Origin of the sequence: Chromobacterium sp. LK1 (assembly GCF_001043555.1) — a bacterium.
Taxonomy (GTDB): domain Bacteria; phylum Pseudomonadota; class Gammaproteobacteria; order Burkholderiales; family Chromobacteriaceae; genus Chromobacterium; species Chromobacterium aquaticum.
In genome coordinates this window covers 93,776-114,833 of sequence record NZ_LDUI01000052.1, presented here as the reverse complement: position 1 = coordinate 114,833, position 21,058 = coordinate 93,776, and the positions used below count along the sequence as shown (strand labels likewise).

The following is a 21,058-nucleotide window of genomic DNA, read 5'->3' as shown; positions in this document are numbered from 1 at the left end:
AAAAACAAGACAAAGAAAAAGGCGGAATCTTGAAGTAAAGATATCAAGATATTCCGCCTTGTTCACCAGCTACCCGGTGTAGTGGAGGTTATCGGCCAGCATCGCCGGTAACCAGGGCCTTAATGATAAGGCCACTGATTCGAATGGCGCCGAGAGCACGGCATTCCTCCACATGGGTTGTCGCGGCAGATCGCTCAAGCCGCCTACCAAAACCAGGGCCGTCACCAGCACCAGCCCGCGGGCCAGGCCGAAAACAGCCCCAAACAATCGATTGACCCCGCCCAGACCCACGCTGTCCAGCATGCCGGTCAGCGTGACCCGCAGCAAGGCGGTGGCGAGCCAGGCCAGGAAAAACACCGCCACGAAGCCGGCCACCAGCCTCAGGCCTTCCGAACTCAATTCGCCGGGCAGGAAAGCCGACACCACCGGCGAAAACTGCTTGGCGCACCAGAAGGCGATCAGCCAGGAGCCCAGCGACAGCACTTCGGCCACCAGGCCGCGCATCATCGCCACCAGGATGGAGCCGGCGATGATGGCGATGGCAATATAGTCGAAGAGGGTCATGACGGCTACTTGGTCACTATGATGCCGTTAACGCCGGCCTTGGCCAGCTTCTGCAAAGTGGCCTGCGCCTCGGCGCGGCTGTTGAACGGCCCCACCCGCACCCGGGTGACCTCGCCCTTGCTGGTCTGCACCTTGCTGAAGTGGGCGGTGACGCCTATCGACGACAGCTTGGACTTCAAGGCGTCGGCCTTGTCCGGGTCCGACAGCGCCGCCAGCTGGATCACCGACTTGCCTTCGGCCTTGGCCGCCGGCTCTTCTTTCTTGGCCGCCGGCTTGTCCAGCGAATCGAAGCGCCCTTCCAGAATAGCCGCCGGATCCGGCTTGCGCGCCGGTTTCTCTTCCAGCTTGATGTCGGGCTTTTTGTGCTCCGGCTTGGCCGGTTTCGGCTCGGGCTTGTGCTCGGCCTTGGGCTTGGTTTCCGTTTTGGCTTCCGGCTTGGGCTCGGGCTTGACTTCCGGCTTGGCTTCCGCCTTGACGGCGGGCGTCGGCTGGACCGCGGGCGCGGCCGGCGTCATCGTGGACAGATTGGCGGCTAGCTCGGTGGCGCCCGGTTTGGCGCTGGCCCGGGCCTCGGCCAATCCGGCGGACGCGGCCTGCGGCGCGGAAGCGGCCTGGGCCATAGGCGGCAGCACGGCGGCGGCGGCCGACGCGTCCGCGTGGCTGGCGGCCGGCGCGGACGCGCCCAGCACTTCGATCGACTCCGGCTTCATCTGCTGCTCGGGCAAACGCCCTACCACATTCCACAACACTACGGTCGCGATGGTAACCAATACGACAGCGCCCACCAGACGGCGTCTGGCGCGCTTGCGCAACAGGATCAACTCCTCGTGGGTGGATAAGGCCATGCTCTCCTCAAGCCGGGTGTTGCCGGGCTTCCATCACCTCGGCGACGGTGTGGAAGGAACCAAAAACGACGATTCTATCACTCTCCTCCGCCTGCGATAAGGCTGCCGTCCAGGCTTGCGCCACGGTGGCGAAGGATTGCACTCGCGTCATGCCGATTTCCGCCAGCTTGGCGGCGATGCGCTCGCCGCTCTGACCGCGCGGCATGTCCAGCCCGCCGACGAACCAGGCGTCGAACTCCTCGCGCGCCAGTTCCGCCACCTGGGCCAGGTCCTTGTCCTCCAGCATGGAGAACACCGCCAGCCGGTTGCGCGCGAACGGCAGCTGCTTCAGGCTGGCCACCATGGCCTTGACCGCGTGCGGGTTGTGGCCCACGTCCAGCACCACCGCGGGACGGCCCGGCAGCACCTGGAAGCGGCCCGGCCATTCCACCTCCAGCAGGCCGCGCTTGACCGCGCCCATGCTCACCGGCAAGCGCTCCTTCAGGCATTCCAGCACCGCCAGCGCCGCCGAGGCGTTGACCATCTGGTAGCCGCCGCGCAGCGCCGGAATCGGCAAGGCGTGGCGATGGGCGTCGCCCATGTGGAAGGACCATTGATTGTCCATGCGCTGGAAACCGAAGTCCGGACCATACAATTTCAGATCCGCGCCGATGGCGCGCGCGTGCTCGATCAGCCTGGCCGGCGGCTTCGGGTCGGCGCACAAGGCCGGCTTGCCGGCGCGGTAGATGCCGGCCTTCTCGAAGCCGATGTCCTCGCGGTTGTCGCCGAGGATGGCCTGGTGGTCCAAGTCCACGCTGACCACCACCGACACGTCCGGCTCGAAAATATTGACCGCGTCCAGGCGGCCGCCCAGGCCCACCTCCAGCACGATCACGTCCACCTTTTCCGCGACGAAGCTGTGCATCGCCGCCAGGGTGCCGAATTCGAAATACGTCAGCGAAGTGTCGCCGCGCGCGGCGTCTATCGCCTCGAAGCTGGCGACGATGCGCTCATCGCTGGCCGGGGCCAGATCGATGGCGATGCGCTCGTTGTAACGCAGAATGTGCGGCGAGGTATACGTCCCCACCTTGAAGCCGGCGCGGTGCAGCATGGTGGACAGCATCGCGCACACCGAGCCCTTGCCATTGGTGCCGGCCACCATCACCACCGGGCAGGACGCTTGCAGATTCATCGCGGCGCGCACCCGCTCCACGCGGGCCAGGCCCATGTCGATGGCGGTGGCGTGCAGGCTCTCCTGCCAGCTCAGCCACTCGGCCAGTGTCTTGTGTCGAGTCATTTCGTTTCAGTCGAGTCCGTCTTGTCCGCGGTCTGGAACCACAGCAGGTAGGCGCGCAGTTGGCGGCGTCCATCCGCCGGCGCCGAATCCGGCCACAGCATCAGCGAGCGCCGCCGGCCGTCCAGCGTCACATTCAGCACCGTCAGCCACGGGGTGACGAAGCAATCGTCCAGCACCCGCGCCGGCAACGCCGCCTCGCGCCACAGGGTCAAACGCCCCAGTCCATCCACCTCCAGGCGGCGGAAACGCGCGGCGTCGCGCCAGCCATCGGCGCGCAAGGCGCGCCAGCTCAGCCAGGCCGCCGGCGCCGACAAGGCCAGCCAGGCCGGCGGCAGATAACGCGCCACGGTCAGCGTCAACGCCGCGGCGGCCAGCGTCACCAGCGCGAGCCAAAGCCGCGAGGGCCTCAGCTCGAAGCCGAACGGCGCCAACAGCTGCCGCCGGGCCATGGCTCAAAGATCGATGGCCGGGGTGTTGCTGATGTCGGCGTCCACGCTGTCTATCAGCGTGGAGTGGATTTCCACGTCGAACCACTCCCAGAACGCCTTCAAGGAAAAATCCTTGGGCCAGAGTGCTTCGTCCTCGTACCAGGACGCTAGTTCCATCTTGAACAATTGTTCGTAGATTTCGTCGATGTAGGCGACGCCCTCTTCCGGCTCGTCGAACTCCGGCAGCAGGATCACGGTGCAGTCGGTGCGCAGGCTGTCCAGCGCCAGGTCCATATCGTTGTCCGGGGCCTGGTTCAGCCAGTCCAGGAACGGTTGCTTCGGCTTGATCACGGCCACAGAGCGGTCAACGAAGTACATAGCATGCCTTTCATTCAAGTTTGGCCGGCATTGTAACAGCACAAACCGCGCGGCGCTAAGCGTGGAAAGGTGAAGCCCATGTTACAATTCGAGCAACTTTCCATACAGAAAACAATACTCACATGGCCCTGATTACCGTCGAGAAAGCCTGCCTGGCTTTTGGTCACCACGCACTGCTGGATAATGTCGACTTCGCGCTGGAGCCGGGCGAGGTGGTCGGCCTGATCGGCCGCAACGGCGCCGGCAAGTCCTCGCTGCTCAAGAGCGTGGCCGGCGCGGTGGCGCTGGACGACGGCCGCGTCAACATCAAGGGCGACGTCAGCGTGGCCTATGTGCCGCAAGAGCCGGAGCTGGACCCGGAACACAGCGTGTTCGAAGCGGTGGCCGAAGGCCTGGGCGAATTGAAAAGCCTGCTCACCGAATACCATCAAGTCACCCATCAGCTGACCCAGGCCGACGCCGACCACGAACAGGCGCTGGCGCGGATGGAACATATCCAGCACGAGCTGGAAGCCCGCGGCGGCTGGCAGTTCGACGCGCTGATCTCCTCCACTCTGTCCCATCTGGACCTGAACCCGGACGCGCGCATCAGCGAATTGTCCGGCGGCTGGAAAAAACGCGTGGCGCTGGCGCGCGCGCTGGCGTCCAAGCCGGACGTGCTGCTACTGGACGAGCCCACCAACCACCTGGACGTGTCCGCCATCGAATGGCTGGAAAGCCTGCTCAAGAATTTCAGCGGCAGCGTGCTCTTGATCACCCACGACCGCCGCTTCCTGGACAATGTCGCCACCCGCATCGTGGAACTGGACCGCGGCATTCTGCGCAGCTATCCGGGCAGCTTCTCCAGCTACCATGTGCGCAAGGCCGAGGAACTGGCAATAGAGGAAGAGCAGAACCGCATCTTCGACAAATTCCACGCCCAGGAAGAAGTATGGATCCGCAAGGGCATCGAGGCGCGCCGCACCCGCAACGAAGGCCGGGTGCGCCGGCTGGAGGCGATCCGCCGCGAACGCTCCGCGCGGCGCGAGCGCGTCGGCCAGGTCAACTTCCAGCTCAATGCCGGCGAACGCTCCGGCAAGCTGGTGGCGGAACTGGAACACGTCAGCAAGGGCTTCGAGGGCAGAACCCTGATCCGCGACTTCACCACCCGCATCCTGCGCGGCGACAAGATAGGCCTGATCGGCCCCAACGGCGCCGGCAAGACCACCCTGCTCAAGCTGATCCTGGGCCAGCTGGACGCGGACAGCGGCAGCATCAAGCAAGGTAGCAAGCTGGAGATCGCCTATTTCGACCAGTTCCGCGAGCAACTGGACGAAGACAGTAGCGTCGCCGACATCATCAGCCAGGGCAATGACTTCGTCGAGGTCGGCGGCGTCAGAAAACACGTGATGAGCTATCTGGAGGACTTCCTGTTCTCGCCGCAGCGCGCGCGCAGCCCGGTGCGCTCGCTGTCCGGCGGCGAGCGCAATCGCCTGCTGCTGGCGCGGCTGTTCACCCGCCCGGCCAATGTGCTGGTGCTGGACGAGCCCACCAATGATCTGGACATCGACACGCTGGAACTTCTGGAAGACGTGATCGCTCAATACTCGGGAACCGTGTTCCTGGTCAGCCACGACCGCGCCTTCCTCGACAACGTGGTCACCCAGGTGATCGCCTTCGAGGGCAACGGCCGGCTGGAAGAATATCCGGGCGGCTACCAGGACTGGATCGACACCAAGGCGCGCATGGCGGCGATGAAACCGGCGGAAAAACCGAAGGAAACCACCGCTCCGCAGGAAAAAGCCAAGGACAAGCCCAAGTCCGCGCGCAATAAACTGTCCTACAATGAGACGCGAGAACTCGCCGCGCTGCCGGACGAGATCGCCGCGCTCGAAACCGAGCAGGCCAGCCTGAATCAGCGTTTGCTGGACCCGAACTGCTACCGCGACACGCCCAAGGAGGCCATCGCCTGGCAGCAGCGGGTGGAACAGATAGACGAGACGCTGATGGAAAAGCTGGCGCGCTGGGAAGAACTGGAGTCAAAGCAACAATGAGCAAGATCCTGCCGCCCTCGCCCTCTTCGCCGCTGGACCGCCGCGCGCTGCTGCGCGGCGCCGCGCTGCTGTCGCTGGCCGGCCTGCTGGCCGCCTGCGGCACCACCCCCACCAAGGTGGCCGGCGGCGGGCGCAAGCCGCGCCCTTCCGGCGATGTCAGCCTGTCCGGCCTCAAGGCCGACGGCGCCGGCCGCGAAATCCTGATGTATACCCTGGGCCTGCTGGACCTGGACTACAAGTTCGGCGGCGCCAACCCGGAGGCCGGCCTGGATTGCAGCGGCATGGTCAGCTACATCTATCAGAACGCCGTCGGCGTCAAACTGCCGCACAACGCCGCCCAGATCGCCAATGTGGCGCGGCCGATTCCCGACAGCCGCATGCGCGTCGGCGACCTGGTGTTCTTCAACACCATGAACCGCCCGTTCTCGCACATGGGCATCTTCATCGGCGACGCCAAGTTCGTGCACGCGCCGCGAACCAATAGCGCCATCCGCGTGGCGCGGCTGGACAATAGCTATTTCGCCGCCCGTTACGAGGGCGCGCGCACGCTGTTCAGCTAAGAACCTGTTCAATGTCTGCCGCGTTTCGTGAGGCCTGGCACACAGAATGCCGCATCGAAAAGCGCTCACCACACCAACGCCGGCCTTGCGCCGGCGTTTTCCGTTCCGTTCGAGACCGGCCCCAGCAACGCCCGTTCCACACAATCCAGCGAACGCGCCGGCTCCGCCCCGGCCATCCGCGCCGCCAGCTCGCGGCAGGACTGGCGCACGCTTGGCGCCGCCAATAGCCGTCGCAGCCGTTCATGCATGCGCGCGCCGGACAAGCGCCGCGCCAGCAGCACCTCGGCCACGCCCAGGCGCTTGGCGCGCAAGCCATTGTCGAACTGGTCATAGGCAAAAGGCACGATCAATTGCGGAATGCCGGCGCGCATCGCGTCGGCGGTGGTGCTGACGCCGCCGTGATGCGCCAGCGCCGCCACGCGCGGCAATAGCGCGGCGAAAGGCGCATGCGCCTGCCACAGCACAGAGTCCGGCAGAGCCGGCGGCAACTGCGCCGCGTGCGGCGTAACGAAGATCCCGCGCCGCCCCAGCCGCCGCAAGGCCAGCAGCGCGGCGTCGAAGAAAGCCGCCGCGTGCCGATGGCCGGTGCCCGGCGTGAACACGATGGGCGCATCGCCGGCGGCCAGGAAAGCCTCCAGCTCCACGCTCAGGCCGGGTCCGGTCGCCGCCGGCAACATGAAATCGCCCTGCGCGCATGGCCGCGGCCAATCCGGCTGCACCGCGGCGAACCAGTCGGGAAACAGCGCCACCGATGCATTCGGCGCCCGCAGCATGTGTTCGAAGAAATGCGGCTCCGCCGCCAAGCCGCGCTGCGCGCGCGCCGCGTTCAAGCCGGGCAAGGTCTGCGCATTGAACCAGCGATGCAGCCAGCGCCACAGCAGGCCGGTCACGGCCGGCGGCAGCCAGCCGGGAATGCGCAGCGAGCCCAGGCTCAGCAGATCGTGACTGCTGCACAGATTGGACGGCGCGAGATAGGCGGCGACGATGCGCAAATCCGGCCGCGCCGCGCGGGCCAAGGCCGCCATCGGCACCAGGACGGGATGACACAAAACCACGCAGTCCTCATCCGCCGGCAGCGCCCGCACCCGCTCCCGCAAGGCGTCCAGATCCGGAACCAGGCTCTCCCACAGCACGCCCCAGCTCTTGTGCTCATGCCATAGATCGGGATTGTCCAGCGCCGCCTGTTCCCGCTCGATACTGCCGAACAGCCAGTACGGCAGGCCGGCCGCCCGCGCCGCCTCCTCCTGCAAGGCGGGCGCCAGCAGCAGCACCCGGTGGCCGCGTTCGCGCAGCCCGCGCGCCAGCGCGATAAAGGGCTGCATGTCCCCGCCGGTGCCGCTGGACGCCACGATGATCAAAGGACCGCGCGCCGGATCCACGCCGCCAGACGGCAACGACTGCTTCCGCTCCATGACCTGCCTCCATGCTCTAGCTTGGCAAGCCAGTTTACGCCAATGTCATTTATTGGGCAAAAAGAAAACCGCCCGAGGGCGGTTGCGTGTGCATGGCGACCCTGCGCCGCGCCATGGCTTAGAGCGTGAACTGCTGTACCACGCCGCGCAAGGACACGCCGCGCTCCAGCAGATTGACCACGCCCTGCTGCGCCTCTTCCGCCGCCAGGCGGTTTTCCTCGGCCGAGCTGCTGACCGATTCCACGCTGCCGGCCAGATGCTGCGAAGCATTCGCCTGCTCGCGCACCGCCGCCGAAATATCGCCCATGCCACGCGACACCCCCTGGATCTGCACCGAGAAGCCCTGCAAGGTGTCCTGCGCCTCGCCGGCGTGGCTGACGCTGGCGTCCACCCGGTCCACCGCCGCGCGCATACCGGCGATGGCGGAAGCGGAATCCTGCTGCACCGAATCTATCATCGAGCCGATTTCCACCGTGGCGTTGGCGGTGCGTTCGGACAGCTTGCGCACCTCGTCGGCCACCACCGCGAAGCCGCGGCCCTGCTCGCCGGCGCGTGCCGCTTCGATCGCCGCGTTCAGCGCCAGCAGATTGGTCTGATCGGCGATGTCCTTGATCACCGCCACGATCATATTGATCTCATTGGTGCGCGCGTCCAGCTGATCCAGCTTGCCAGCCAGCTGCGTCACTTCCTGCTGCACCGTCTGCATGCCGCTCACCGCGTTCTGGATGTATTGCACCGTGGTCTGGGTCTGGCCTTCGAACGAAGACATCAGATTGGCCGCGTCCTCGGCGATTTCCGAGACATGGGCGATGCTCACCGCCAGCTCTTCCACCGCCGCCGCGCTGCCGCGCACATCCTCGGCCTGCTGGCTGGAACGCGCGGCCACGCCGCCCACCAGTTGATCGATATGCTGCGATTCGCTCTGCACCGCGTCGGATTCGCCGCGGATTTCCAGCAAGCGCTGGCGCAGCGCCGCCATGAAGGTATTGAAGGAGGACGCGATGCGGCCCACCTCGTCGCGGCTGCGCACCGGCATGCTGCGCACCAGGTTCCAGTCGCCGCCGGCCAGTTGCTGCAAGGCCACGTTCAGCTCATTCACCGGCTGCACCATGCGATTGGCCAGCAGCAGCGCCACCAGTTGCGACATCAGCAGCAGGCCCAGGCCCACCGCGCCGCTCTGCCACAGCACTTGCATGCGCAGCGCTTCCACCTTCTGCAGCGAGGTGTCCACCCCCACCACGTAGCGCATGCCGCTGGCCGAGGTGAAGGGCACGAACACCGAGCGGAACAGGCCGAACTCGCCCTGGTACTCCTCGTACTGGACGCTGCCGCTATTGAAGGCCGCGGCCAGGCCGGCCGGCACGTCCTTGTACTCGGCCAGGAACCATTGCTGATACTGGCCGGACTTCACCTCGCTGGGGCTGGCGGACGAACTGGTATAGAGAATGCGGCCACCGCGCTGAATGGTGGAATAGGCGTAAGCCAGGCCGCTGTCGCGGGTAAAATCGGTCAGCTGCTTGGTGGTCACCTGGCTGTTGGGATTGCTGTCCGGCAGCTGATCGTGGAAGTTTTCGCCCACCATCTGGCGCGCGGCGTAGGCGGCGGTCAGCAAGGTCTGATCCACGCCCTTCATTTCGGAGTCCACGGTGCTGCGGTAGGCGTAGACCGAATAAACCGCCACGATCAACAGGCTCACCAGAGTAAAAGCGGCGGATAACTTGGCCCGCAAGCCCCAGTCCTTGTTCAAGACACTCATACGGATGCATTCCCTCGACATTCATTACCAAAAACAAGTCCCCGCCGCTGGCGGCAAGTCGGCCCGCGCGGCGGCGCCGCAGGTCCAAGCAATGGATCAGGCAGAAATCGACAAGTGACGATGGCGACGCCGCGGTGTCACGCGGCGCTGGCGGGGATGGATAGACAGGCGGCGCGCCGAAACGGGCGTCCCGGCGCGGCAGGCGCTGAATATGGAAAGCGATGATAACGCCAATCACTGGCAAAGCGTTGCGGGTGACTTTGGTAGTTTGCACATAGCAAGTGCATAATCGCTTTCTCTCCAGCTAAAGCGAGCTGCCCTGTCTTTGTTTTTAAAGGATTTTTTAAAGATAAGCGCGGGCATTGACCAGTGTTAAGTAAAAACACCTAAGCCATCTGTATACTTGAGCCGGCGCGCCCATCAAGGCCGCGGACAGGTTCTTGGCGCCTGATTCTCAGGCGCGCAAGCCTTGCAACATCCACGCCATCTGTTCCAGCGACATCACCTCGCCCACCCCGCCGCGGGCGATGGCCGCCTGCGGCATGCCGAACACCACGCAGGAGCTTTCATCCTGCGCCAGCGTGCGCGCGCCGGCATCGTGCATCTCGCGCATGCCGCGCGCGCCGTCGTCGCCCATGCCGGTGAGAATCAGGCCCACCCCGCTGCTGCCGGCGCTGACCGCCACCGAGCGGAACAGCACGTCCACCGAAGGCCGATGCCGCGACACCGGCGGGCCGCCCTTGATCTCGACGAAGTAACGCTTCTGCCGGCGCTGCACCAGCAAATGCCGCCCGCCCGGCGCGATCAGCACCGTGCCGGGGCTGACCACGTCGCCATCGCGCGCCTCCCTCACCTCCACCTGGGCCAGCTGGTTCAGCCGCCCGGCGAAAATGGCGGTGAAGCCTTCCGGCATATGCTGCACCACCACCATGCCGGGCCCATATGGCGGCAAGCGCTGCACCAGGAATTCCAGCGCCTGGGTGCCGCCGGTGGACGCGCCCACCGCGATGATGCGCTCGCTGCCGGGCGCCGGCTTTTTCAACTCCGGCGGCGGCGCCAGAATGGCGTCGGCGTCCAGCCTGGGCGCCGGATAGCAGGACGCCGCCACCTGCTTCAGCGCCTCCACCTTGACGCGCGCCGCCGCGCGCACCTCGTCCACCAGTCGCCTGGCATTGTCGTGGAACTGGGTCCTGGCGTTGAGCAGCGGCTTGAGCAGCACCGACACCGCGCCGGCGCTCATCGCCTCCAGCGACACCGCCGCGCCCTCGGTGGTCAGCGCGGAACAGATGATCACCGGCGTCGGCCGCTCCGCCATCACCTGGCGCAAAAAGGTCAGCCCGTCCATCCGCGGCATCGCCAGGTCCAGGATGATCACGTCCGGCCAGCGCAGCTTCATCCGGTTCATCGCGTACAAGGGGTCCGGCGACGCCGCCAGCACCTTGATGTCCGGCGCGGTGGCCAGCATCTGGCCCAACATCTCGCGCGCCACGGCGGAGTCGTCAACAATCAGAACGGCGATGCTCATCGATTCTTCCATCCGCAAAACGCGAGTCCAGCCGATAACGCGACGGCGCCTCCTGAGTCAGCGGCAGCTCCAGGTGGCGTATCGATTCCGAATGCCCGATGATCAGATGCCCGCCCTCGCGCAACTTGTCGCACAACGCCAGCAATACCCGCAGCTTGGTGGCCTCGTCGAAATAGATCAGCACATTGCGCAGAAAGATCACATCGAAGCGGCTGTGCTGAAAATGCGCGGCGTGCAGCAGGTTCAAGTTGGAAAAACTCACCTTGCGCGCCAGCTCCGGCGCCACCTTGACCATGCCGGCGTATTCGGCGCGTCCGCGCAGCAAATAACGCCGCCATAGATCCGGCGGCGTCCGGCTCGCCTTGGCCTGCGGATAGACCGCGCGCCGGGCGAAAGCGGTCACCCGGGTATTGATGTCGGTGGCGTACACCCGCCACAGCCCCTGCAGGCCCAGTGTTTCCGCCAATATCATCGCGATGGTGTAGGCCTCCTCGCCGGTGGAGCACGCCGCCGACCACAGCCGCAGCTCGCCGCCGCCCTGCCGCCGCGCCGCCAACTGCCGCAGCCAGGCGAAGTGTTCCGGCTCGCGGAAAAAATAGGTTTCATTGGTGGACAGCAGATTGATCGCGTACTGCCGCTCCAGCGCGTTGGCCGGGTCGGCAATCATCCGCCAGTACGCGGCATAGCTGTTCAGCCGCAGTTGTCTAAGCCGCTTGGCCAGCCGCGACTGGATCAGCGAGCGCTTGCCCGGCGACATGGCGATGCCGGCGGCCTGATGGATGAAGCGGCGCAGCTGGGCGAACTCGCCGTCGCTCAGCATCGGCGGGGCCGGCAAGGGCTCTTCCAGGCGGAACACTTACAAGGCCTCGATATCGTCGCTGAGAAACTGCTGCGTCACCGCCTCCGCCATCGCGCTGAGCTCGGTCACCGACAGCGCCTGGCGCACGTCCAGCAGAATGGCGAAGCGTTGCTTGATGGTGGCGATGCCCTGGATGAAGTCGCTGCGGATATTGGAGCCGAAGCTGGGCGAGGGATCGATCTCCTTCAGCGGGATTTCCAGCACCTCGCATACCGAATCCAGCAGAATGCCGATATCGGTGTAGCCGCCCTCCAGGCCGGGCAAGGACAGGATGGCCACGCAGGTGGACGCCCGCAGCGCGGTCCGGCCGCGGCCGAAGCGCACCGACAGATCCACCACCGGCACCACCGCGCCGCGCAGATTGATGATGCCGCGCACGAAGGCCGGCATCATCGGCACCTCGGTGATGCCTTCGAATTCGACGATCTCGCGGATGAAGCCGATCTGGATGCCGAACAAATCCTCGCCGAGGATGAAGGTCACGCAGTGGAATGTCTGCTCGCCGCTCTCGGCGGCCTCTTGCTCGCTGTGTTTCATCGCCGGCCCCTTCAATACTTGGAGAACTTGTCCTCGTCCACCGTCAGGTCGAAATCGTCATCGTCGTCCGGCGGCGGCGCGGCGGGCTTGGCCGCGTGCAAATGGCCGATGTGCAACTGCCGGCCGCGGCGGGCGCCGCGGGCATTACGCAGCTTGAACTGCTGCATCAGCTCCTGCAGCTGCATCGCCGCCGAACTCAACTCCTCGGAAGTGGAACTCAGCTCCTCCGCCGAGGTGGCCGACGACTGCATGCCGTTGCTGATCTGGGTCACCGCGCTATTGATCTGATCGATGCCGCTGCGCTGCTCGCGCGAGGCGGCGGAAATCTCCTGCACCAGGCTGGCGGTCTGGTCTATGCCCGGCAACATCTCCTGCAACAAGAGGCCGGCCTTTTCCGCCACGCCCACCGAACGGCTGGCCAGATCGCCGATCTCCTTGGCCGCCACCTGCGAGCGCTCCGCCAGCTTCCTCACCTCCACCGCCACCGTGGCGAAGCCCTTGCCGTGCTCGCCGGCGCGCGCCGCCTCTATCGCCGCGTTGATCGCCAGCAAATCGGTCTTGTTGGCGATATCGTTGATCACCGTGATGCGCGAGGCGATCTCCTTCATCGCGTGCACCATATCGCCCACCGCCGCCCCGCCCTGGGTGGCGCTGGACGCGGATTTGGACGCGATGCCCTCGGTCACGCGCGCATTGTCGGCGTTCTGCGTCACCGTCGCCGCCATCTCCTCCACCGAGGCGCTGGTCTGCTCGATGCTGGACGACAGCTCGGACGAGGTCTGCGCCAGGGAATTGGCGGTGGACGATACCTCCTCGGACGCCGAGCCTATCGCCTCCGACATCGCGCTGACCTCGGACAAGGTTTCGGACAAGCGATGCGCCATCGCCTTGATCGAATACAACAGGCTGGAGGTGTCATCCGGGTGCAATTTCACCGGCACCGACAAATCCCCGGCCGCCACCCGCCCCACCACCTGCACGGTGTAGGACGGATCGCCGCCCAGCTGCTTGAGCAGGCTGCGCGCCACCATCACCCCCAGCGCCACGCTCAGCAGCACCGCCACCACCACGATGGCCACCAGCAAACGCAGCGCGTCGCCGCTGATCACCTTGGTTTCCGCCAAGGAGCTGTCGGCCAGCTTGGCGTTAAGAATGACCAGCTCGGTCAGCACGCTGTCCACCGCCTGGAACGCCGGCCAGCCCTTGTCCGCCATCAGCTTCAAGGCGAGCTTGTTGTTCTCGCCGTCGCCGCGGTCGGTGTAGGACAGCTTCTTCACCTCGTTGACATAGGACTGGTAATTGGCCCAGGCGGCGTCGAAACGGCGCAGCGCGTCCACCTCCGGCGGGGTCAGATCGGTTTTGCGATAGGCATCCAGGCTGGCGGTCATGCTCTTGTCGAAACCCGCGATCTCGGCGTCCACCTCATCCATGGTCTTGGTGTCGGTTTCCGCGATATAGCGATACAAGGAGCGATTGCTGGCCATCGCGCTGCGCGCCGCGTTGCCGATATCCTTGATCGGCGTCAGTTGGTTGTCGAACAGGTTCACCATCACCGCGCTCATGCGCTCGGTGGCGGAATAACTGACAAAGCCCAGCGCCAACAAGAACGCCAGCACCAGGGTGAAGGAAATGACCAGCTTGGTCTTGACCTGCGCATTGTGAAACCACTGCATGGCTGTCTCCTGGCGCGCTAGCCGCGCTAGATCATGTCGCTCGCCGGCGTTTCGCTGGCCTGACGAATCCGCCGCCGCTCGCGGCGGCAGGCGTGGTGGATCAACTGCGGAACATCCAGCACCAAGGCCGGCTTGCCGTTGCCCAGAATGGTGGAACCGCTGATGCCGCGCAGCGAGCGGAAAATCTCGCCCAGCGGCTTGATCACCGCCTGCACCTCGCCCATCAGCCTGTCCACCACGATGCCGGCGCGCTTGTCGCCGTAATGCACGATCACCACGAACTCCGGCCCGGCCGCCGGCGGCAGGCCGAACAACTCGCGCAGCGAAACAAAGGGCAGCCAATCGCCGCGCACATTGACCTGGCGCGTCTGCCGCTCCATCGCCGCCTGCGGCATGTCCACGCACTCGATCATCATCTCCAGCGGCATCACCAGCGACGACTCATGCACCTCCACCCGGAAACCGTCGATGATGGCCAGCGTCAGCGGCAGCCGCAGACGGAAGGTCGTGCCCAGGCCGGGGCGGGAGTGGATTTCCACCTCGCCGCGCAAGGATTCGATATTGCGCTTCACCACATCCAGCCCCATGCCGCGGCCGGACAGATCGCTGAGCGCGCGCGCGGTGGAAAAGCCGGGCAGGAAGATCAGCTGCAACAGCTCCTGCTCGCTCAAACTCCGGCCCTCGGCCACCAGGCCGCGCTGCAGCGCCTTGGCCAGCACCTTGTCGCGATCTATGCCGCGGCCGTCATCCTCGATTTCCACCACCACCGAGCCGGCGTCGTGGAAGGCATTCAGCGTCAGTTGCCCGGTTTCCGGCTTGCCGGCGGCGCGCCGCTCTTCCGCCGGTTCCAGGCCGTGATCCACCGCGTTGCGCACCAAGTGCAGCAAGGGATCGGTCAAACGCTCCACCATGGATTTGTCTATCTCGGTATCCGCGCCGCGCACCGTCAGCTGTATCGACTTGCCCAACTGGCGCGACACCTCGCGCACCATGCGCGGAAAGCGGCAGAACACCTCGTCCACCGGCACCATGCGCAAGGTCAGCGCGTCATCGCGTATGCCTTCCACCAAATCATTGATGATGGCCACCGACTCCAGCAGCTCGCCGTCGCCGCGCATCTGCGCGATCAACTTGGTGCCGGCGGCGGCGATCACCAGTTCGCCCACCCGGTTGATCAACCTATCCAGCTTGCCGGCCTCGATGCGGATATAGTGGCTGTCGCCGCGCGCCGGCTTGCCCGCCGCCGCGCCGGGCTGGCCCGCGCCCGGCTCAGCCGCCAGCCAGGCGGCCTCGCGCACCCGTTCCGCCTCCATCGGCGTCAGCGCGCCGCGCGCCAGCCAGCGCTCCAACTGCGGCTCTATCGACGCGCCCAGCCGCTCCGCCAGCGCGCGGAAGGCCGCCAGCGGCGCATGCGGCGGCAATATCCCCACCAGGCTGCCCTCGGCGATGAACTCGAACGCATCGCGCACCTGCTCCAGGCTGGCCGAACTCTCCAGGCTCAACTCCAGGCCAAGCAGGCAATCCGTCGGCTCCAGTTCGGCGAACTCCGGCAGCGGCGGCCACACCGGCGCCACCGCGCTCAAGCGCCCCAACTGCGCCAAATAACGCAGGCAGGCCAAGGGATCGAAACCGTCGCGGAACAAATCGGGATAGAAACGCAGCGACAACTGCCAGCAAGGCGTGGCGGCGGCGTCCAGCGCCTCCGCGCCCGGAACCGCGCAGGCCGCGTCCTCCAGCAGGAACAACTGCAAGCGCTGCAACAGCGGCGCGCCGTCCGGCCAATCCGGCTCGGCGTCCACCGCCACCGCCTCCACCGCGTCCAGCATGCGCCGCAGATGATCGTTGCCAGCCAGCAGCAGGCTGACCAATTCGTCGCCAAGCGTGATCTTGCCGCCGCGCAAGCGCTCCAGCACGCTCTCCAGCGCATGGGCGAAGGCCACCAGCGCCTCGTGGCCGAAAGTGCCGGCCGAACCCTTGATGGTGTGCGCGGTGCGCAGCAACAAATTGAAAGTCTCGGCATTGGCGGGAAAGGCCACCGGGTCCAGCAAGGCGCCCTCCAGCGCCGCGCACAACTCGCGCGACTCCTCCAGGAAAATCGCCCTGGCCTTAGCCCAGTCCACCAACGCCTCCCGGCGGCGGCGTCAGCGCCACTCCCAGCAGCCCAAACGCCTCGCACAGCAAGGGATTGTCCGCTCGCCACTCCACGCGCCGCGCCTGCCGGCCAAACACCAGCAGCAATTGCACCGCGCAGCCGTCCAGCTCGGTGACGCCGGCAAAACCCAGCGACACCGCCTCGTACTCCAGCAAGGGCAGCAGCTCGCTTTTCAGCTGCGCCGCGGTATAGACCGTCAACTCCCCGCTCAGGCTGGCCCAGGCCCAGCCGTCGGCGGTTTCCAGATGCAATGCCATATCCATTCCCAAAGCAGACGCCAGATGGGTTTTAACTCACTGTTTTTACTTAAGTGTTCGCACGGTAAGTAGTCAAGAAATGGATTGTTTTATAAAAAACGGAAACCGGGCGCGGATAGCTGGCAATGCAAGCACAACTACCTATAACGATAACAGCCGGCACCGCGCCGGCACGGGCCGGGCAACAAGCGGCATGGCGGGAGGCCTATGAAACTGAGCATCAAATCACTGCTGACGGCCAGCGCCGGCGTCTTCGCCCTGCTCTTGTTGCTGCTCCTGCTCTGCACATTGCGGCTGCGGCAAGAACTGGACTCGCAGGCCCAGGCCGAGGCGCAGCGCAATCAAAGCTATTTGCTGGCCAATGAGCTGAGGCAAAGCTCGGACGACCTTACCCGCCTGGTCCGCACCTACGCCGAAACCGGGGACACGCGCTACGAACGCCAGTACTGGGCGGTGCTGGCGATACGCAACGGCCAGCTGCCGCGCCCTCAGCACTACAACCGCATCTACTGGGACTTCATGGCCGCGGACGAGCACAAGCCGCAGCCGGACGGCCCCGCCGTTCCGCTGCAGCAACTGATGCGCCAGGCCGGCTTCAGCCAGCGGGAATTCGACATGCTGGGCCAGGCCCAGGCCAATTCCGACCGCCTGGTCGCCACCGAAACCGCGGCGATGAACGCGATGAAGGGCCGCTTCGCCGACGGCCAGGGCGGCTACAACCGGCAAGGCCCGCCGGACCCGGAGCTGGCCAGGCGCATTCTGCACGACCACCAATACCATGTGGACAAGGCCGCCATCATGCAGCCGGTGGACGCCTTCTACCAATTGATGGAACAGCGCACCAACCGCGCCGTCGCCAGCGCGCGGGAACGGGCCGGACTCTGGCTGGCCATCGTCATCGGCCTGATGCTGGCCGGCTGCGCGCTGGGACTGTTGATGTTCTGGACGATATACCGCCGGCTGTTCGCGATGTTGGGCGACGAACCGCTGCGCGTCACCCGGCTGATGCAGGCGGTGGCCGCCGGCAAGCTGGCCGCGGCGGCCCCGCCCGGCGGCTACCCGCGCGGCAGCCTGGCGGAAGCGATATTGCAAACCGTCACCACGCTCAGCCAGGCGATCGACGATTCACGGCGCGGCGCCGGCCATCTGTCGATGATGTCGGCGCAAATCAACCGCACCTCTCAGCAGTTCTCGCGCAACACCAGCGGCCAGGCCGCCAGCCTGGCCGAGGCCGCCTGCTCGCTGGAACAGATCTCCTCCGCCGTCAGCCAGAGCAGCGACAACGCCAAGCTCACCGAAACCATGGCCATGCAAGCGGCGGAAGACGCGCGCCACGGCGGCGAAGTGGTCCAGCACACCGTGCTCAGCATGCAGCGCATCGCCGAACACATCTCGGTGATAGACGACATCGCCTATCAAACCAATCTGCTGGCGCTCAACGCCGCCATCGAATCCGCCCGCGCCGGCGAGCAAGGCCGCGGCTTCTCCATCGTGGCCCAGGAAGTGCGCAAGCTGGCCGAACGCAGCCAGGTGGCGGCGCGCGAAATCAGCGGCATGGCCGCCAACGGCGTCCAGCTCGCCGGCAAGGCCGGCGCGCAACTGGCCGCCATCGTCGCCTCCAGCGCCAAAACCGCCGGCCTGATCCATGAAATCGCCGCCGCCGCCAACGAACAGGCGCACGGCGTGGGCCAGATCAACGCCACCATCCAGCAATTGAGCGCCGCCATCCGGCACAACGCCGGCCTGGTGGAAGAACTCGCCGCCATTTCGGCGGACAGCCGCGGTCATGCGGAACAAGTGCACGCCCAGATGCAGCGCTTCCACGCCGACACCGCTCCCGCTCCCCAACCCGGAGAACCCATTGCCGGCCGCGCCTCCGCGGGTCATGGACCCCGCCCTTGACCGGCCACCGCCACAATAGTCAGCAGTACTGTGAGGAGATCTCCACATGAAAAACCTTCGTGCCAGCCAGGCCATCACCGGCCTGCTGATTCTCATCGCGCTCACCTTTATCGGCGTGATCTACACCTTCATCTCCATGCGCCAGGCCGTGGGCGCGATGAACGACGCCAGCGAAAACCGCTACCACTCCTACCTGCTGGCCTCGGAACTACGACAAAGCTCGGACGACCTGACCCGGCTGGGCCGCACCTATGTCGTCACCGGCGACCCCAGCTATGAGCAGCAATACAATCGGGTGCTGGACATCCGCAACGGCAAGGCGCCGCGGCCGCAGGAGTACAACCGCATCTACTGGGACTTCGTCGCCGCCGGCCAGGACAAACCCAGGCCGGACAGCGAAACCGTGCCGCTGCAAACCCTGATGCAGCAAGCCGGCTTCACCGAGGGCGAGTTCGCCAAGCTCAAGGAAGCGCAGGCCAATTCCGACGGTCTGGTCAAACTGGAAGTGCGGGCGATGAACGCGGTCAAGGGCAAGTTCGCCGATGCCCAGGGACAGTACACCGTCAGCGGCCAGCCGGACATGGAACTGGCGCGCAAACTGGTGCACAGCAAGGAATACCACCAGTTCAAAGCCCAGATCATGAAACCCATCGACGACTTCTTCGTGCTGCTGGACCAGCGCACCAATGCCGCGCTGGCGCAGGCCAAGGACCGCCTGTCCAATAGCCAGCTGCAATTCCTCACCGCCATCGTGCTGCTGGTGGGCGAAATCCTGCTGCTGATCCTGCTGGGCCGGCGTCAGATCCACACCCAGTTGGGCGGCTCGGTCACCGACATCGAAGGCGTGCTGCAGGAAATCGCCTCCGGCAACCTGGCGGTGGACGTGCCCAAGGCGCCGGAAGCCAGCGCGCTGGGCCAGATCGGCGTGATGAACCAGCGCTTGCGCCGGCTGATCGGCGAAGTCAACAACAACGCCGGGCAGCTGGTCAGCGCCGTCGGCTCCCTGCACCAGACCACCAGCCGCATCAGCGACGACGCCGATCAGGTCAACCAGGCCATCAGCTCCAGCGCCGCCACCATCGAGCAGATCACCGTCAGCGTCACCCATGTCGCCGACACCACCGCCGACGCCAACGCCATCATCTCCCAGGCCAATAGCAGCGCCGAACGCGGCCGCCTGGCCGTGCATCAGGTGTCCGCCGAAGTCGGCAAACTGTCGCAAGCCATGTCCAGCCTCAGCGACACCCTGAACTCGCTGGGCACCCGCTCGGAGGAAATCAGCTCCATCGTCAATGTGATCAAGGACATCGCCGACCAGACCAATCTCTTGGCCTTGAACGCCGCCATCGAAGCCGCCCGCGCCGGCGAAATGGGCCGCGGCTTCGCCGTGGTGGCCGACGAAGTGCGCAAGCTGGCCGAGCGCACCGCCCAGGCCACCACCGAAATCACCCAGATGACCCAAGGCATGCGCCAGCAAACCGCCGGCACCGTCGCCAGCATGCAGCAGGCGCGTTCCACCGTGGATCAAAGCGTGGACCTGGCCCAGGGCGCCGCCAGCGAAATCGAGAACATCGGCGGCCTGATGCGGCAAGTGGTGGACACCTTCACCCAGATCACCCACGCCACCCGCGAGCAATCCACCGCCGTCGGCAATATCGCCCACACCACCGAGCACATCAACGGCATGACCCGCAGCACCTCCGAGGTGGCGCAAGGCGCCAGCGCCACCCTCAGCGAACTCAACGGCCACGCCAGCAAGCTCAAGAACGTGGTGGAACGCTTCCACATCTGACACGCCGCAATGCGACAGGGCGCCGCATTGCGGCGCCCTGTTCCTTATCCGCGTAGCGGATTCAACTGATGCCACGCCTCACGACGCGCAACGATCGTAAACAGGCACTACGCCGGCACCAGACTGGCGGCCAACGGCAAATGATCCGACAGCCGCGACCACGGCGCCCCCTTCAGCACCTCCGCCTCCAGCGGCTTCAGCCCGCGCACATAGATGCGGTCCAGCGCCAGCATCGGCAGCCGCGCCGGGAAACTGCGCGCATGGCGGCCAAACAGCTGATCGAACACCTCCACCAGGCCCAGGCTGTCCATCAGTTGCTCGGTGGCCTCCTCGCGCCAATCGTTGAAATCGCCGGCCAGGATCAGCGGCACATCGGCCGGCACGTTCTCGCGCACATAGCGCGCCAGGTCCAGGTACTGCTTGCGCCGGTCCCGCGCCAACAAATTGAAATGCCCGCACAAGGTCACCACCGGCCGCTTCCAGCCGGCCGGCGTCACTTGGCAGTGCAGCAGCCCACGGCTCTCGAAACGGTTGACCGAGATATCGCGGTTGCACCAGGTATTGATCGGAAAACGGGTCAGCAAGGCATTGCCGTGGTGGCCATGCTCATACGCCGCGTTCAGGCCATACGCCGCTTTGTGATCCAGCCGCCGCGCCAGGAAATGGTGTTGCGGCAGCTTGGGCCAGCTGGCGTGCTGCAAGGCGCGCTCCACGTTGCGGCCCTGCACCTCCTGCAGAAACAGTACATCGGCGTCTATGGATTCCAGCGCGGAGGCCATGTCGCCCAGCCGCACATGGCGGTTCAGCGGCGACATGCCTTTGTGGATGTTGTAGGTGGCTACTGTGATGGCTTTCATTTGGACAGGCTCTTGGAACCGCTTTTTTATGCTGATGCTTGAGTCGGACTCACCATCCAACGCCCCGTTCCCGTCGTGCCGGCGCGCAAGCGCCGCCGCGGCATGGACATGCTATCTCCAAGATAAGCGCTGGCTGGCCAATTTCAATCTCCGCCTGCCGTTCATCTCTCTGGAAAAACCTATTATCGCCAAGAGCTTGCCGCTTGTCGCCCGCTACCACTCCGCGATTGCAAGATATATACAGCTGCACTA

At 65.5% G+C, this 21,058-nt stretch carries 18 protein-coding genes; 4 read left to right on the top strand and 14 right to left on the bottom strand.

Annotated features, from left to right (window positions below):
• Window positions 1-69: 69 nt before the first annotated feature.
• Genes VI26_RS20365 through VI26_RS20345 form a run of 5 tightly spaced genes read right to left on the bottom strand, consistent with a single transcriptional unit; the run spans window position 70 to window position 3,491 of the window.
• A complete protein-coding gene (locus VI26_RS20365; protein WP_048411589.1) occupies window positions 70-564 on the bottom strand; it encodes a CvpA family protein in 495 nt (164 codons plus the stop codon).
• Between the two features lie 5 nt (window positions 565-569).
• A complete protein-coding gene (locus tag VI26_RS20360) occupies window positions 570-1,409 on the bottom strand; it encodes an SPOR domain-containing protein (protein ID WP_048411588.1) in 840 nt (279 codons plus the stop codon).
• 7 nt (window positions 1,410-1,416) lie between these two features.
• Window positions 1,417-2,685: a bifunctional tetrahydrofolate synthase/dihydrofolate synthase gene (folC, locus tag VI26_RS20355; protein WP_048411587.1), complete on the bottom strand. Its 1,269-nt coding sequence runs from the start codon at window positions 2,683-2,685 to the stop codon at window positions 1,417-1,419.
• Window positions 2,682-3,134, bottom strand: coding sequence for a protein YgfX (locus tag VI26_RS20350; protein ID WP_048411586.1), 453 nt, complete (start codon window positions 3,132-3,134; stop codon window positions 2,682-2,684). The genes folC and VI26_RS20350 overlap by 4 nt, the downstream gene beginning before the upstream one ends.
• Before the next feature lie 3 nt (window positions 3,135-3,137).
• Window positions 3,138-3,491: a hypothetical protein gene (locus VI26_RS20345; RefSeq protein WP_048411585.1), complete on the bottom strand. Its 354-nt coding sequence runs from the start codon at window positions 3,489-3,491 to the stop codon at window positions 3,138-3,140.
• Between the two features lie 122 nt (window positions 3,492-3,613).
• Here VI26_RS20345 and VI26_RS20340 point away from each other — a divergent pair, with 122 nt between their 5' ends.
• Window positions 3,614-5,524 (top strand): ATP-binding cassette domain-containing protein, encoded by a 1,911-nt coding sequence (locus tag VI26_RS20340; RefSeq protein WP_048411584.1) that lies wholly within the window; start codon window positions 3,614-3,616, stop codon window positions 5,522-5,524.
• Window positions 5,521-6,084: a C40 family peptidase gene (locus VI26_RS20335; RefSeq protein ID WP_082151178.1), complete on the top strand. Its 564-nt coding sequence runs from the start codon at window positions 5,521-5,523 to the stop codon at window positions 6,082-6,084. The genes VI26_RS20340 and VI26_RS20335 overlap by 4 nt, the downstream gene beginning before the upstream one ends.
• 65 nt (window positions 6,085-6,149) lie before the next feature.
• Here the strand turns inward: VI26_RS20335 and VI26_RS20330 are convergent, their stop codons facing one another.
• The 8 genes from VI26_RS20330 to VI26_RS23425 all read right to left on the bottom strand — a co-directional run bounded on the left by VI26_RS20330 (window position 6,150) and on the right by VI26_RS23425 (window position 16,255).
• Window positions 6,150-7,496, bottom strand: coding sequence for a glycosyltransferase (locus VI26_RS20330; RefSeq protein ID WP_048411583.1), 1,347 nt, complete (start codon window positions 7,494-7,496; stop codon window positions 6,150-6,152).
• Between the two features lie 118 nt (window positions 7,497-7,614).
• Window positions 7,615-9,252, bottom strand: coding sequence for a methyl-accepting chemotaxis protein (locus VI26_RS20325; RefSeq protein ID WP_048411582.1), 1,638 nt, complete (start codon window positions 9,250-9,252; stop codon window positions 7,615-7,617).
• 454 nt (window positions 9,253-9,706) lie between these two features.
• Window positions 9,707-10,777: a chemotaxis response regulator protein-glutamate methylesterase gene (locus VI26_RS20320; RefSeq protein WP_048411581.1), complete on the bottom strand. Its 1,071-nt coding sequence runs from the start codon at window positions 10,775-10,777 to the stop codon at window positions 9,707-9,709.
• Complete coding sequence (locus tag VI26_RS20315; RefSeq protein WP_231581070.1) at window positions 10,752-11,633, bottom strand: protein-glutamate O-methyltransferase CheR; 882 nt, start codon at window positions 11,631-11,633, stop codon at window positions 10,752-10,754. Before VI26_RS20315 ends, VI26_RS20320 begins: the two co-directional genes overlap by 26 nt.
• Window positions 11,634-12,173: a chemotaxis protein CheW gene (locus tag VI26_RS20310; protein WP_048411580.1), complete on the bottom strand. Its 540-nt coding sequence runs from the start codon at window positions 12,171-12,173 to the stop codon at window positions 11,634-11,636.
• An 11-nt stretch (window positions 12,174-12,184) separates the two neighbouring features.
• Window positions 12,185-13,846, bottom strand: coding sequence for a methyl-accepting chemotaxis protein (locus VI26_RS20305; RefSeq protein ID WP_048411579.1), 1,662 nt, complete (start codon window positions 13,844-13,846; stop codon window positions 12,185-12,187).
• A gap of 26 nt (window positions 13,847-13,872) precedes the next feature.
• Entirely contained in the window at window positions 13,873-15,966 is a 2,094-nt protein-coding gene (locus tag VI26_RS20300) for a chemotaxis protein CheA (RefSeq protein ID WP_048411638.1), read from the bottom strand.
• Window positions 15,953-16,255: a lipid asymmetry maintenance protein MlaB gene (locus VI26_RS23425; protein WP_197081547.1), complete on the bottom strand. Its 303-nt coding sequence runs from the start codon at window positions 16,253-16,255 to the stop codon at window positions 15,953-15,955. Before VI26_RS23425 ends, VI26_RS20300 begins: the two co-directional genes overlap by 14 nt.
• Before the next feature lie 207 nt (window positions 16,256-16,462).
• Here VI26_RS23425 and VI26_RS20290 point away from each other — a divergent pair, with 207 nt between their 5' ends.
• Together VI26_RS20290 and VI26_RS20285 are read left to right on the top strand one after the other, a co-directional pair.
• Window positions 16,463-18,157, top strand: a complete 1,695-nt coding sequence (locus VI26_RS20290; protein ID WP_048411578.1) for a methyl-accepting chemotaxis protein — start codon at window positions 16,463-16,465, stop codon at window positions 18,155-18,157.
• 46 nt (window positions 18,158-18,203) lie between these two features.
• Complete coding sequence (locus VI26_RS20285; protein WP_082151177.1) at window positions 18,204-19,949, top strand: methyl-accepting chemotaxis protein; 1,746 nt, start codon at window positions 18,204-18,206, stop codon at window positions 19,947-19,949.
• Window positions 19,950-20,056: 107 nt separating this feature from the next.
• Here VI26_RS20285 and VI26_RS20280 read toward each other — a convergent pair whose 3' ends face one another.
• Complete coding sequence (locus VI26_RS20280) at window positions 20,057-20,806, bottom strand: endonuclease/exonuclease/phosphatase family protein (protein WP_048411577.1); 750 nt, start codon at window positions 20,804-20,806, stop codon at window positions 20,057-20,059.
• Window positions 20,807-21,058 lie beyond the last annotated feature (252 nt).